The sequence below is a fragment of the Curvibacter microcysteis genome, assembly GCF_028649455.1.
GTDB lineage: Bacteria > Pseudomonadota > Gammaproteobacteria > Burkholderiales > Burkholderiaceae_C > Curvibacter > Curvibacter microcysteis.
In genome coordinates this window covers 46152-59093 of sequence record NZ_JAQSIO010000010.1, presented here as the reverse complement: position 1 = coordinate 59093, position 12942 = coordinate 46152, and the positions used below count along the sequence as shown (strand labels likewise).

The following is a 12942-nucleotide window of genomic DNA, read 5'->3' as shown; positions in this document are numbered from 1 at the left end:
TGGTGGGGCCAGCGCTTTCAACGCGCTGGTCGTTGCGCGGTCTTGGGCCGGAAGGCCTTGCAGACCTCGTCGCGGGTTTCCAGGTAGGGTCCGCCAATCAAATCCACGCAGTAAGGCACGGCGGCAAAAATGCCGGGCACCAAGGCGCTGCCGTCACTGGCCTTGAGGCCTTCCAGCGTCTCCTGGATGGCCTTGGGCTGACCCGGCAAGTTGATGATCAGGCTTTGGTGGCGAATCACCGCCACCTGGCGCGACAGGATTGCCGTGGGCACAAAGCGCAGGCTGATCTGGCGCATTTGCTCGCCAAAACCCGGCATCTCCTTGTGGGCCACAGCCAGCGTGGCTTCGGGGGTGACATCGCGCAGCGCCGGGCCTGTGCCACCGGTGGTCAGCACCAGCGAGCAGGCTTCACGCTCGACCAGCTCGATCAGGGTGGCGCTGATGCCGTATTGCTCATCCGGGATGAGCCGGGGCACGAACTCGATCGGGTTGTGCAGGGCGCGGCTCAGCCAGTCCTGCAAGGCGGGCAAGCCCTTGTCTTCGTAAACGCCGCTGGAGGCGCGGTCGCTGATCGAGACAATCCCAATGCGCACCGGCTCGGGCGGGGGCAGGGCGGCGGCTTCAGTCATCGTGGGCGGGGTCTTCGTCGTCGTCGTCCACAGCGTCCGGGTTCATCTGCTGCTTGATGAAGCGGAACAGCTCGCGGTAGGCCCGTCCCTGGCGTGGTGCCAGGCCTTGCGACACGGCGGCGCGGTCGGCCGGCACGGCATCCTTGCGGGCTTGGCGGATCAGGGCGCGCAGCTGCTGGGTGTCGGTGTCGGGGTATTCGGCCATCCACTGGGCCAAGGCTTCTTCAACGCCGATCAGGCGGTCGCGCCACAGCTCGGCCTGGTGCAGGGCCGCGGTGTCGGCGGCCGAGCCTTTGCGCTGCACTTCGAGGGCCGTTTTGACGGCTTCCACGGTTTCTTCGTCGAGCAAGCGCATGAGCTTGCCGACAAACTGCATCTGGCGGCGCCGGCCTTCAAAGTTGGTGATGCGCTTGGCTTCGGCCAGGGCATCGACCAGCTTGTCCGACAGCGGCAGCTTGGCCATCAGGTCGGCGCGCAACGTGAGCAGCTCTTCCCCCAGCTTTTGCAGGGCAGAGCTCTCGCGTTTCAGATCGGTTTTACTGGCTTCATCGGTGCCCTTGAGCTCGGCTTTGAGCTGCAGGTCGAGTTCGCTGCCTTCGGCAACGAATTGACCACGGACGTAGTAGCCTTTTTTGGGTTTGCGTGACATGTTGGGGGTATCCGGGACGAGGACCACAGGGGGCCCTAAGCGGCAAGTATCATAGCTTCCGCTATGAAGAAACCCCAGACACCGGCCGGCAACGGCTTCAGCTACACCCGCGAAACCTTTGAACATCTGGTGGACACCGCCTTGGCGCACGCCAAAAAGATAGGCGCCACCGACGCCGGGGCCGAGGCCTCCGAGGGCTGCGGCCTGAGTGTCAGCGTGCGCAAAGGCGAGTTGGAGAACGTGGAACGCAACCGCGACAAATCCTTGGGCGTGACGGTTTACATCGGAAACCGCCGGGGCAATGCCAGCACCTCCGACTTTTCCGAGCCCGCGATTTTGCAGACCGTGCAAGCGGCCTACGACATCGCGCGCTTCACCGCCGAAGACCCGGTGGCCGGTTTGCCGGATGAGGCCGACATCGCCACCGAGCAGCCCGACTTGGACCTGTTCCACCCCTGGGCCATCACCAGTGAGCAGGCTGCCGATCTGGCGCGTGCCTGCGAAGCCGCCGCCTTGAAGACCAGCCGGCGCATCACCAACAGCGAAGGCGCGGGCGTGTCGGCCCAGCAATCGCATTTCTTCAGCGCCCACACCCACGGCTTTCGTGGCGGCTATGCCAGCTCGCGCCACAGCCTGTCGGTGGCACCGATCGCCTCGCTGCCCGGCAAGGGCGCGGACATGCAGCGCGACGCCTGGTACAGCTCCATGCGCTGCGCCGACGAACTGGCCAGCCCCGAGGCCATTGGCCGCTATGCGGCCCAGCGTGCGCTGAGCCGCCTGAAGTCGCGCAAGATCGCCACCACCCAGTGCCCAGTGCTGTTCGAGTCGCCGCTGGCGGCGGGCCTGCTGGGCAGCTTTGTGCAGGCGGTGAGCGGCGGCGCCATTTACCGCAAGAGCACCTTCTTGGTCGACTCGCTGGGCAAGCGCATTTTCCCCAAGCACATCGATGTGCGGGAAGACCCCTTTGTGCTGCGTGGCAAGGGCAGTTCAGCGTTTGACGAGGAAGGCGTGCGCACGCGCGCTCGCACCGTGGTGGACGCGGGCCGGGTCGAAGGCTATTTCCTGACCAGTTACTCGGCACGCAAGCTCGGCATGAAGACCACCGGACACGCCGGCGGCTCGCACAACCTGAGCCTGAGTTCGCGCCTGACCCAGGCCGGTGACGATCTGGATGCCATGCTCAAAAAGCTGGGCACTGGCTTGTTCGTGACCGAGCTGATGGGCCAAGGCGTCAACTACGTGACGGGTGACTACTCGCGCGGCGCAAGTGGCTTCTGGGTCGAAAACGGCCAGATCGCCTTCCCGGTCGAAGAGATCACCATCGCCGGCAACCTCAAGGACATGTTCAAGGCCATCGAGGCCGTGGGCGCCGACACCTACACCTACGGCTCCAAGACCGTGGGCTCGGTGCTGATCGGTCGCATGAAGATCGCTGGCAGCTGAAGCCGGCACCCGCCTGGCCAGCCCTGATCGGGCCGGCCGGGCTGCATGGCCTCATTGCGTGTTCGGGGCCGTGGACGGGGGCGTGAGCCTTGGGCCCACGGGGGCGCCGCCCTGCGCTTGACCCTGGACCTGTTGCGGCCTCAGCGAGGGACCGCCTTCACGTCCTGGAGCACCGTCGCGTGAAAAGCCAGGCTGGCGCTGCGGCGGCTGCTGTGCTTGTTGAAACTGTTGCTGCTGCTGAAGTTGTTGCTGCATCAGTTGCTGCTGATGCAGCCTCTCCTGCTGCTGGCGTTCCTGCTGCCATCGCTCTTGTTGTTGGCGTTCCTGTTGCTGGCGCTGTTGCTGCATTTGCTGTTCACGCTGGGCTTGCTCGCGCTGGACCTGTTCTCGTTGTGCGGCCTCCTGGCGCTGGCGCTGGCGCTCCTGCTCGGCTTGCTGCTGGCGCTGCCACTGCTGTTGCTGTTGCTGTTGCAAGAGCTGCTGTTGCTGCTGCATCTGAAGTTGGTGTTGTTGCCACTGTTGTTGTTCTTGTCTTTGGCGTTCCAGAAGCGCTGAGTTGCCCGTGTTGAGCTGCAGGCGCTGGGCCTGTTCCCGTTGTTGGGCTTGCTCACGCTCGACGCGTTCTTGTTCCGATCGCGGCGCGGTGTTGGGCACAGCGGTGACCTGGCCTGGGGGCAGGGGGCGCTGGCCTGCTGAGGGGCTGGGCGTGAAGGCCGGCTGTGGATTCAGGGATGGGCGCTGCGCCTCTGGGCCACGGGGCAGGCGACCGTTGTCATTGTTGGCAGGGGGCATCACCGTGCTGCCCCCGCCGGGCTGCACCTGGATGAAGGGCTTGGGCATGGGCAGGGCGTCGTTGGCGCCCGCGCTGGGGCGGCTCCAGCCGTGCCCGCCGCTTTGGGCCTGCTGGGTCATGCCGCCCGGGCGGTATTGGTGGGCATAGCCGCTGTCGGGGCGGCGGTCCCGGCCCTGGCCTGCCGCTGGGTTGTGCGGGCCCACCGGGGTGCCGGGGCGCCAGTTTTCACCAGGGGCCAGGGGCACCCAGGCGACGCCAGGCTGGCGGTGGTGGCCGGCGCCACCGCGCTGGGGTTGCCCGATGAAGCCCACCAGCGCCGGGGAGTAAACAGGTCGGCGCTCGTAGCGGCCAGGCACCCAGCCCCAGCCCCGGCTGGACACCACCCAGCGGCCATAGTGGAAGGGGGCAAAGCCCCAGGGCGCGTCATCGACCCAGGTCCAGCCCCAGGGTTCAATCCACTGCCACTGGCCGTAACGGTAGGGCGCCCAGTCCGGGTTGTTCAATTGCGGGTACCAGACCGGGCCCAGGCTGGGGTCGTTTTGCCAATCGCCCCAGCCGTCCAGTTGCTGGTAGCCGATCAGTTCGCGCGGCACGTAGCGGGCGCTCAGCGACTGGTCCTCCTGCTGCTGGCGGCCTTGCGTCCAAAGATCAAAGTTGTCGGTTCGGGGCACCGCAGGGCGGCCGACCTGGCTCAGCTGACGGCCCTGGAAGGTCCACTGCAGGCCGGCAGGCAGGCTGAGGGCCTGGCCTTGCTCACCGTAGGCCACCAAGCTGCCTGGCCCCACACTGACCCGGGTCTGACCGCTGTCAGGGTCGACGTCCAGGCGGTAGGTGCCCGCTTGCTGCACCAGCACCGCCAGGTTGGGGGTGTCGATCTCCAACCGCTCGCCGGCTTCCAGGCGGCGCACCCGCACATCGAGCTTGCCCCGGCGCAGCAGCGTCTGGCTGCTGTTGTCGTCCAGGGCGCTGAGTTCGATCAAGGCGGGCCCCTCGGCACGCCAGGTGCTGCTGCCCTGGCTCAGCTCCAAGCGGGCGCCCGGGCTCAGGTTCAGTCGGCTGCCGGGCGGCAGGGCTTGGTTGGGCGTCAGGTTGCGCCCGTCGGGGTTTTTGGCATCGCTGACCTGCACCACGCCTTCGATCAGGCTGGGGTAGGCGACGCGGCCGGGGCCCTCTTGTGCCAGCGTCAGCAGCGGGGTCAGGGCCAGCAGCAGCACTGCTGCACCGGCCTTCATTCGCCCACGCCAAGACCCGTGCAGCGTGGGGCGCCGAGCTGGAAGCTGAGCGGCTGATGGGGCCGCTGCGGTGTGGGTCAAGGATGAAGACGGCGGGAAGGGGCTGGGCACGGGCATGGTGTTCTCGTGGAGGTGTCCAGGCTCAACGCGCGAGCCCCCCAAAAAGGCCACAAGGCGAGGTGGGGCGCTGCCACCCGCGGTGATCCCGCGGGCCGTGGCGTCCAGGCGCAAAAAAACCGCCAGGGCCTGCTCCAGGCCGTTGGCGGTGGGGTCACAGCCCGGGTCAGCGGGCGGACGGCGGTTCAACCGGCCAGTGCGGCTTTCACGGCGGCGGAGACCAGGCCCATGTCGGCCTTGCCGGCCAGGCGGGTCTTGACCGCGCCCATGACCTTGCCCATGTCACCGGGGCCGCTGGCGCCCAGCTCGGCCACGATGGCCTTGACTTCGGCGCTGACTTCGTCGGCACTCAGGCGCGCCGGCAGGTAGGCCTGCAGCACGACCAGCTCGGACGCTTCTTTGTCAGCCAGGTCTTGGCGGCCGGCTTGCTCGAAGGCGGCGATCGAGTCCTTGCGCTGCTTGATCAGCTTGTCGACGATGGCCACGACGGCGGCGTCGTCCAGGGTGATGCGCTCGTCCACTTCGCGCTGCTTCATGGCAGCTTGCAGCAGGCGGATGGTGCCCAGCTTTTCCGAATCCTTGGCGCGCATGGCGGCCTTCATGTCTTCGGTGATCTGTTCCTTGAGGGACATGGTGTTCTCCGGTTGAAATCGGTCTTCAAAAAGCAAAAAACCCGCGCCTGGCGTCCCGAGCGCGGGTTGATGGGGCTGCTGTAGGCCAGCAGACCGGCTGCGATCAGTACAGCTTCTTGGGCAGCTGCATGCTGCGCACGCGCTTGTAGTGGCGCTTGACGGCGGCGGCCTTCTTGCGCTTGCGCTCAGCGGTCGGCTTTTCGTAGAACTCGCGGGCGCGCAAGTCGGTCAGCAGACCCAGTTTTTCGATGGTGCGCTTGAAACGACGCAGAGCGACGTCGAAGGGCTCGTTTTCTTTAACACGGATGGTGGTCATTACGTAATGTTTTCCAATGAGGTGCTTGGGGAAGATCGGGCCCACAAGCTAAGGTTCCCCGCCTTGAAAAGTATCGGCCGGCGGGGCATTTGCCAGCAAAGCCTGCGATTATAGCGTTAACGCTTGCACAAACAAGATTTTTGTGCATCCAGGGCCTGCCAGCCCTGCAAAAAAACGAGGGGCCGTCCCGGTCAAGGTGCGGCAGCGCTCAAGCCGCAGGGGGCGCCTTCAAAGCTTGCCCTGGCGCGCGGCCAAACCCTGGGCACAAGCGTGGGCGCTGGCCCAGGCCCACTGGAAGTTGTAGCCGCCCAGCCAGCCGGTGACGTCGACCACCTCGCCGATGAAGAACAGGCCGGGTTGGCGCGACTCCATGGTTTGCTGCGACAGGTCGCGCGTGTCCACGCCACCCAGGGTCACTTCGGCTTTTTTGTAGCCCTCGGTGCCCGTGGGCACCAGCTCCCAGCGCGACAGGCGCTCGGCCAGCGAGGTCAAGGCTTTGTCAGTCACGTCGGTGCAAGGGCGTTGCCAGGCGGCATCTTGCTGCACCCAGGCGTCGGCCAGGCGGGACGGCACATGCTGACCCAGTTCGTTGCCCAGCAGCTTGCGCGAAGTGGCCTTGGCGCGGGCCAGCAGCGCGGGCAGGTCTTGGTCGGGCGCCAGGTTGATGCGGATCGGCGAGCCGGCCTGCCAGTAGCTGGAGATCTGCAGCACCGCCGGGCCCGACAAGCCCCGGTGGGTGAACAGCAGGTCTTCCAGGAACAAGCCTTTGGTTTTCTTGCTGCCGGTCTCCATGGCCACCGGCAAGGCCAGGCCCGCCAGTTGCGCGTACGGAGCCCAGGCGGCGCCGTCGAAGGTCAGTGGGACCAGACCCGGGCGCTGTTCGACCAGGCGCAGGTCGAATTGCCGCGCCACCCGGTAGCCGAAATCCGTGGCGCCGATCTTCGGAATGGACAGGCCGCCACTGGCCACCACCACGCTGTGGCAGCTCACCACGCCTTGATCCGTGTCCAGTTCGTAGCGGCCCAGGCTGGGCGCGGTCGACTCGGCAGAGGCCGGGCTGTCGTGGTAGCGGATGTTTTTCACCGCACAGGGCTGCCAGCGCGTCACGCTGCCGCCAGCGGCCCCGGCGGCGCATTCCTTGAGCAGCAGCTCAATGATGTCCTCGGCGGAACGGTCGCAAAACAACTGGCCTTTGTGCTTCTCATGAAAGGGCACGCCGTGGCGCTGCACCAGGGCGATGAAGTCCTGCGGGGTGTAGCGGCTCAGCGCGCTGCGGCAGAAGTGCGGGTTGGCGCTCAGGTACTGGGCGGGCGTGGCGTCGCGGTTGGTGAAGTTGCAGCGCCCCCCGCCCGAGATGCGGATTTTTTCAGCCACCTTGGGGGCGTGGTCCAGCACCAGCACCTTCAAGCCCAGTTGCCCCGCCACCCCGGCGCAAAACAGACCGGCCGCACCGGCACCCACGATCACAACATCGACATTCACAACAAGGCTCCTGGAAATTCAGCCCCGGGGCACCAGTGTGGTGCAGGGGCGCAGACAACGTGGTCCGGGCCGGGGCATAGGCGCCCGATTATCCCCAGTGCGGCGGGGGCTGGCTCGTGGCGCGGCTGTCTTGGCTGGTCGATGGTGATTGCTTGCGTCGCAGGGGCGCCCCCAAAGCGCGGGCGCTGCGCCGCCGGGCTTGTGCCAGCACGTGTTCAGTTCGCACCCAGACGGCGGCTCACTTGCGGCCCGTCAGCGAGATGGCTTTCAGGGACAGGCCATCAATTTCAGCCGTGATGCCGGACAGCACGTTGGCCACCACCGCAAACTCGCGCCCATGCTGGCCAGCCCGCGCCGCCATCACCTGGGCGTTGAAGCTCACCACCTTGGCTTCACGGGCCACGGTTTGAATGGAGTTCACGATGCCGGTCAGCTCGCGCATCATGGCTTGGGATTGGGCGCTGGTGATCTGGTCAAAGGCCGTGGTGGCGCGGTTCAGGGCGTCCAGCACTTGGTCGGTGCGGTCCACCAGCTGGGCCAGGGTGTCGGGCATGCGCCGGTCCTGCCGCTCGATCTGGTCCAAGGTGGCGCTGATTTGCTGGATGAAGGCGTCCACGGTCGGCCCTGCGCCTTGGGGGCCTTCATAGGCCTTGAGGATGATCTGGGCCAGGTCAGGCGCGAGTTCTCGGCCGGTTTGGCGCAGCTTCTGTTGGCTGGTGGTGAACAAGGCCAGCGACTGCCGGGCGGCGGCCAACTGGGTGGGGTGACCTTGGGAGGCCAGCACCGTTTGCAAGATCATGCGCTGGGACAGCATGCGTTGGCGTGCGGCCATGTTGACCAGGGAGATCTCCCCCGTCGCCGCCGGGGGCTTGGCGGGGCTGTGCGCGGCGGCACGGCCTGCCGTCGCACTGGGTTGGTAGGCCGAATTGTTTTGCAGAGCAAGAGCAGCCATATCGATCTTTCATTCCCTGGTGAACACCGCCAGTGTTAAGCAAATGACGGGCCAGGCGGACCCCGACGAAGTTGACTGGCGGTGGCTCAGTGCGTGCCGGTGCGCAGCTCGCCTGAGCGGGTTTGCAAAGCAGCTTGCACGCCGCTGATGACGTCGCCCACCACGATCACCGAGGGGCTGCCCAGGCCCTCGCGCACGAGGGTGGCCGACAGTTCACCCAGGGTGCTGGTGGCGTGACGTTGGCTGGGCAAGCTGGCCCGTTGCACGATGGCCACCGGGGTGCTGGCGGGCAGGCCCTGCAGCAATTCGGCCTGGATGTGTTGTGCGTCGCTGACCCCCATGTAGATCACCAGGGTGAGCTTGGCACTGCGAGCCGTGGCCGCCAGCGCGCGCCAGTCGGTGCCACTGTCGCCAGGCTTGGCGTGGCCGGTGACAAAGACCACGCCGTGGGCGTGTTCTCGGTGCGTCAGGGGCACCCCCAACGAGGTGACAGCGGCCAAGCCGGAAGTGATGCCGTTGACCACGCCCACCTCGATGCCAGCGGCACGCAAGTGCTCCACCTCTTCACCACCGCGGCCAAAAATGAAGGGATCGCCGCCTTTGAGTCGCACCACGTTTTCACCCTCTTGCACGGCGGTGATCATGAGTTTTTCGATGAAGGCCTGGGGGGTGGACTTGCAGCCGCCGCGCTTGCCCACGTAGACGATGCGGGCGCTTGGTGAGGCCATGGCCACGATCTCGTCGCTGACCAGGTCGTCGACCAGCAGCACGGTGGCCGCCTGGATGGCCTTGAGGGCCTTGAGGGTGAGCAGTTCGGGGTCGCCGGGGCCGGCGCCCACCAGGGTGCATTGGCCTTGCAGGGGCAGGGGGTGTGTCATGGCAGTTCCACGAGGTGCAGGATGTGTTGGACCTGGCGCGCAATGGGCGCCGGGACGGGCAGTTTGCCAGCCAGCACCAGTTGGATGTAGCTGGCGGTGGAGGCTGCGCTGATGTCGCGCGGCAATTCGGGCACTTGAACCAGTGCACCGGTTTGGGCGGCTTGCAGGGCCAGGGCCTGGCCGTTCACGTAGCCGGTCATTTCAGGCGTGCGGCGTGCGTCGGCCACCACTTCGCCTTCGGTGCCGCGCAACAGCAGGGCGCGCTGGCCGGTCAGGCTCAAGGTCGCTGCCATGGACTGGGCGTACTCGGGGTGGGTGTAGCTGCTGACCAGCACACTGGGCCCGACGCAAGGGCTCATGAGTTTGACCAGGCTGTGCGCTGGGTTGCGCAGGCCCACCACGCGGCGCACGTCCAGCAAGCGCTTGAGGCCCGGCAGCAGCAAGCCGGTGGGGGCAAACACCACTTCACCTGCGTGCAGCGGACGCACTGCGGCCAGCGACGGGGTGCCCAGCACCGACAACACCGAGGCCGCGCTGATGCGGCTGTCTTCGGTGGGCGTGCCATGCACCAGCACGCTGGCCCCTTCGCGCGCCAGCAGCAAGGCGAGCAGCGGGGTCAGCACCGGCAATTTGCGCGCGCCGTTGTAGCTGGGCAGCACCACCACCGGCCGCAGGGTGCTGGGCACGCGTGCGGTGCGCGCGTGGGTGGCATCCAGAAAACCGGCCATCTCCTCAGGGGTTTCGCCCTTGATGCGCATGGCCAGGCAAAAGGCGCCGATTTCCAGGTCGCTGACGCTGCCGTCGAGCACCTGGCCCATGAGATCGGCGGCCTGCTCGCGGCTGAGCGCACGCGCTCCCTCCTTGCCGCGGCCGATTTCTTTGATGTAGTGACTGATGGGCATGGCCTTGTCTGTGTTCTTGTGTTGGAAGCAGAGCCGCGGATTGTCACTGAAGCTTTCTGACTTCTGGCTATATGGCCAATTCAGGGGCTTCGGTGTTGGGCCGGACCCACCGGACCAAACGCTTGAGCTCTGGGACGCAAGAACCACAATTCGTGCCACATTTGAGCGCGCACTGCAGTTCTTTGAGCCTTTCGTCGTCGGATCCCCTGCTTTGGGCCAGTTGATGGCGAATGGACTGCTCGTTGACGCCCAGGCAGCTGCAAACCAGGGCGCTGCGTGCGGCTTGGGCCACGGGCGGTGTGGCGCCAGGGCTCAGCAGGCGTTGGCCGTAGGCGCTCACGTCCTGCGCTTCTTGCAGCAGGGGGCGCAGCCAGGCTTGGGCGCGGGTGTCGCCCGCCAGCAGCCAAGCGCCCACATGGCGTTGTTCGCCGTCCGCCAAGACTTGCACGGTGCGGTACTGGTCATGGCTCGCGTCGCTGTAGTGCAAGGCCTGGCGCGGGTCCAGACCCAGCAGCGTCTCGATTTGTCGCAGCAGCGCGGGGGCCGGGGCGCGGCTGGCGGCGGCGCGAAACAGCAGGCCGGCCTTTTGGGTCGGGGCCTGTTCTAGCGGCACGGTGTCGCTGAAGGGCACGCAGCTGCTGTAGTCAAACTCAGCCATCAGGGCCTTGAGTGATTCGCGCACGCGCAGCACCTGCTGCGCTGGCAGCCAGGCCATGGCGACCAGCGACCAGGGCAGGGCGGCCGCTTCCAACTGCACCGCGGCGTGCTTGAGTTCCGGTTGCTTGGAGCGTGGGCAGTAGGCCGAGGGCAGCAGCGCGTTCACCCCGGTCAGGGCCTGGCCCGCCTCGTCGTGCCCGCCGAGGAACTCCTGGCCCCAATGCATGGCGATGAAGACCTGCTGCGGCCCCTGTTCGGCGCTGGCCTGCACCGGCAGCACGACCTGGCCCCGGCGCGAGCGCACCCGCACCAGGGCGCCGTCTTCCCAGCCCAAGCGGGCCAGGTCTTGCGGGTTGACTTGCACGGCTGGTTCGGCCACATGGCCAAACAGGCGGCCCAGGGTGCCGGTGCGGCTCATGCCATGCCACTGGTCGCGCAGGCGCCCGGTGTTGAGGGAGAAGGGGTAGGCCTCGTCCCGCGCTTCGGCCACCGGGTGGTAGGTCGTGCTGTGGAAGCGGGCCTTGCCGTCGGGGGTGGGGAAGACGCCGTCTTCGTACAAGCGTTCTTTGCCTTGGCTGGCCCCGCTGGGCCAGGGCCATTGCTGGGGACCTTGGGCATCGAGCAGGGCGTAGCTGAGGCCAGTGATGTCCAGGTCGCGGCCTCGGGTGGATTCGCGGTGCTCGTTCCAGATGGCTTCGGTGCCGCGCAGGGCGTCCTGGGTGTCGTAAGGAAACAGGCTGGCTTGCCCCGGGCGCAGCCGGGCTTCCAGGCGCTGGGCCAGGGCCACGCCGATGGCCCAGTCGTGGCGCGCCTCGCCGCTGGGCGGGGTGGCGGCGCGCACCCGGCTGATGCGGCGCTCGCTGTTGGTCACGGTGCCGGTCTTTTCGCCCCAGGTGGTGGCGGGCAGCAGCAGGTCGGCGTAGGCCGCGGTGGCGGTGGTGGCAAAGGCCTCCTGCAGCACGACGAACTCGGCCCGTTCCAGTGCACGGCGCACCGTGGCTTGGTCGGGCAGGGACTGGGCCGGGTTGGTGCAGGCGATCCACAAGGCCTTGATCTCGCCGTCGGCGGCGGCCTCGAACATTTCCACCGCGGATTTGCCCGGCACGCTGGGCACGTCGGGCACGCCCCACAAGGCGGCCACTTCGGCGCGGTGCACGGGGTTGGCCAGGTCGCGGTGGGCGCTCAACAGGTTGGACAGGCCGCCGACCTCGCGTCCGCCCATGGCGTTGGGCTGGCCCGTCAGTGAGAACGGGGCCGCACCGGGGCGGCCGATCTGGCCCGTGGCCAGGTGCAGGTTGATCAGCGCCGCGTTTTTATCGGTGCCACTGCTGGACTGGTTCAGGCCCTGGCAGTAGAGGCTCAGGGTGGCGGGTGAGGTGGCGAACAGGCGCGTGGCTTCAAGCAGGTCCTCGACCGAGATGCCACAGACTTGCGCCGTGCGTTCGGGTGTGCAGTCGCGCACTTGTTCGACCAGGGCTTCAAATCCATGCGTGTGGGCGGCGATGTAGGCCGGCTGGGTCCAGCCCTGGCGCAGCATCAAGTGCAACATGCCGTGGTAGAGCATGACGTCGGTGCCAGGCTGCAGGGCCAGGTGCAGGTCGGCCAGCTCCACGGTGTCGGTGCGCCGAGGGTCGATGACCACGATCTTCAGCTCGGGCCGGGCGCGTTTGGCGTCTTCGATGCGGCGAAACAGGATGGGGTGCGCCCAAGCGGTGTTGCTGCCGGAGATGAACAGGCAGTGGGCATGGTCCACGTCGGTGTAGCTGGCTGGTGGCGCGTCGGCCCCCAGGGTGATCTTGTAGCCGGCCACCGCGCTGCTCATGCACAGGCGTGAGTTGGTGTCCAGGTTGTTGCTGCCCAGCAGGCCTTTGACGAGTTTGTTGAAGACGTAGTAGTCCTCGGTCAGCAATTGGCCCGACAGGTAAAAGCCCAGTGCGTTGGGACCATGGCGCTGCACCACATCGGCCAGGCGCTGGCTGGCCAGGTCCAGGGCGCTGTCCCAGTCCAGGGCCAGCGGGCTGGCCTGGCGCTGCAAGCGCAGCTGGGGTTGCAGCAGCCGGGTCTGCTGTGTGACCTCGGGGCGGGCGGTCAGGTGCAGGGTCGAGCCCTTGGTGCACAGGCGGCCAAAGTTGGCCGGGTGATCGGGGTCGCCGCGCACACCGGTGATGGTGGCACCACGCGACTCGATGATGACGCCGCAGCCGACGCCGCAGTAAGAGCAGGTGGAGCGGGTTTCGCGCAGGGCATCGGAGCAGGTCAT

General features: G+C 67.0%; 11 protein-coding genes. 1 reads left to right on the top strand and 10 read right to left on the bottom strand.

Annotated elements, in window-relative coordinates:
* Positions 1-17 precede the first annotated feature (17 nt).
* The gene (gene mog / locus PSQ39_RS19545) at positions 18-629 is read right to left on the bottom strand and encodes a molybdopterin adenylyltransferase (protein WP_273928987.1); all 612 of its coding nucleotides are present in this window, start codon (positions 627-629) and stop codon (positions 18-20) included.
* A complete protein-coding gene (yjgA, locus tag PSQ39_RS19540; RefSeq protein WP_273928986.1) occupies positions 622-1278 on the bottom strand; it encodes a ribosome biogenesis factor YjgA in 657 nt (218 codons plus the stop codon). The genes mog and yjgA overlap by 8 nt, the downstream gene beginning before the upstream one ends.
* 63 nt (positions 1279-1341) lie before the next feature.
* Here yjgA and pmbA point away from each other — a divergent pair, with 63 nt between their 5' ends.
* Positions 1342-2721 carry a metalloprotease PmbA gene (pmbA, locus tag PSQ39_RS19535; RefSeq protein WP_273928984.1) on the top strand — a complete coding sequence of 460 codons (1380 nt, stop codon included), beginning with the start codon at positions 1342-1344 and terminating at the stop codon, positions 2719-2721.
* Between the two features lie 51 nt (positions 2722-2772).
* Here the strand turns inward: pmbA and PSQ39_RS19530 are convergent, their stop codons facing one another.
* From PSQ39_RS19530 to PSQ39_RS19495, 8 genes are all read right to left on the bottom strand, one after another.
* Positions 2773-4746, bottom strand: coding sequence for a DUF6600 domain-containing protein (locus PSQ39_RS19530; protein WP_273928982.1), 1974 nt, complete (start codon positions 4744-4746; stop codon positions 2773-2775).
* A gap of 302 nt (positions 4747-5048) precedes the next feature.
* Positions 5049-5495, bottom strand: a complete 447-nt coding sequence (locus PSQ39_RS19525) for a GatB/YqeY domain-containing protein (protein ID WP_273928980.1) — start codon at positions 5493-5495, stop codon at positions 5049-5051.
* 103 nt (positions 5496-5598) lie between these two features.
* A complete protein-coding gene (rpsU, locus tag PSQ39_RS19520) occupies positions 5599-5811 on the bottom strand; it encodes a 30S ribosomal protein S21 (protein ID WP_007833691.1) in 213 nt (70 codons plus the stop codon).
* A 228-nt stretch (positions 5812-6039) separates the two neighbouring features.
* Entirely contained in the window at positions 6040-7293 is a 1254-nt protein-coding gene (locus PSQ39_RS19515; RefSeq protein WP_273928934.1) for a BaiN/RdsA family NAD(P)/FAD-dependent oxidoreductase, read from the bottom strand.
* Between the two features lie 238 nt (positions 7294-7531).
* On the bottom strand, positions 7532-8245 hold the full coding sequence (locus PSQ39_RS19510) for a methyl-accepting chemotaxis protein (RefSeq protein WP_409242057.1): 714 nt from the start codon (positions 8243-8245) through the stop codon (positions 7532-7534).
* Between the two features lie 86 nt (positions 8246-8331).
* Positions 8332-9123 carry a uroporphyrinogen-III C-methyltransferase gene (gene cobA / locus PSQ39_RS19505; RefSeq protein WP_273928933.1) on the bottom strand — a complete coding sequence of 264 codons (792 nt, stop codon included), beginning with the start codon at positions 9121-9123 and terminating at the stop codon, positions 8332-8334.
* Positions 9120-10025, bottom strand: a complete 906-nt coding sequence (gene ybiB, locus PSQ39_RS19500) for a DNA-binding protein YbiB (RefSeq protein WP_273928932.1) — start codon at positions 10023-10025, stop codon at positions 9120-9122. The genes cobA and ybiB overlap by 4 nt, the downstream gene beginning before the upstream one ends.
* A 67-nt stretch (positions 10026-10092) precedes the next feature.
* Positions 10093-12942 carry a nitrate reductase gene (locus PSQ39_RS19495; RefSeq protein ID WP_273928931.1) on the bottom strand — a complete coding sequence of 950 codons (2850 nt, stop codon included), beginning with the start codon at positions 12940-12942 and terminating at the stop codon, positions 10093-10095.

What these genes read in the sequence shown, in the direction of transcription:
- mog (WP_273928987.1), bottom strand. Translation starts at nt 629, where the DNA reads ATGACTGAAGCCGCCGCCCTGCCCCCGCCCGAGCCGGTGCGCATTGGG.
- yjgA (WP_273928986.1), bottom strand. Translation starts at nt 1,278, where the DNA reads ATGTCACGCAAACCCAAAAAAGGCTACTACGTCCGTGGTCAATTCGTT.
- pmbA (WP_273928984.1), top strand. Translation starts at nt 1,342, where the DNA reads ATGAAGAAACCCCAGACACCGGCCGGCAACGGCTTCAGCTACACCCGC.
- PSQ39_RS19530 (WP_273928982.1), bottom strand. Translation starts at nt 4,746, where the DNA reads ATGAAGGCCGGTGCAGCAGTGCTGCTGCTGGCCCTGACCCCGCTGCTG.
- PSQ39_RS19525 (WP_273928980.1), bottom strand. Translation starts at nt 5,495, where the DNA reads ATGTCCCTCAAGGAACAGATCACCGAAGACATGAAGGCCGCCATGCGC.
- rpsU (WP_007833691.1), bottom strand. Translation starts at nt 5,811, where the DNA reads ATGACCACCATCCGTGTTAAAGAAAACGAGCCCTTCGACGTCGCTCTG.
- PSQ39_RS19510 (WP_409242057.1), bottom strand. Translation starts at nt 8,245, where the DNA reads ATGGCTGCTCTTGCTCTGCAAAACAATTCGGCCTACCAACCCAGTGCG.
- cobA (WP_273928933.1), bottom strand. Translation starts at nt 9,123, where the DNA reads ATGACACACCCCCTGCCCCTGCAAGGCCAATGCACCCTGGTGGGCGCC.
- ybiB (WP_273928932.1), bottom strand. Translation starts at nt 10,025, where the DNA reads ATGCCCATCAGTCACTACATCAAAGAAATCGGCCGCGGCAAGGAGGGA.
- PSQ39_RS19495 (WP_273928931.1), bottom strand. Translation starts at nt 12,942, where the DNA reads ATGACCTGCTCCGATGCCCTGCGCGAAACCCGCTCCACCTGCTCTTAC.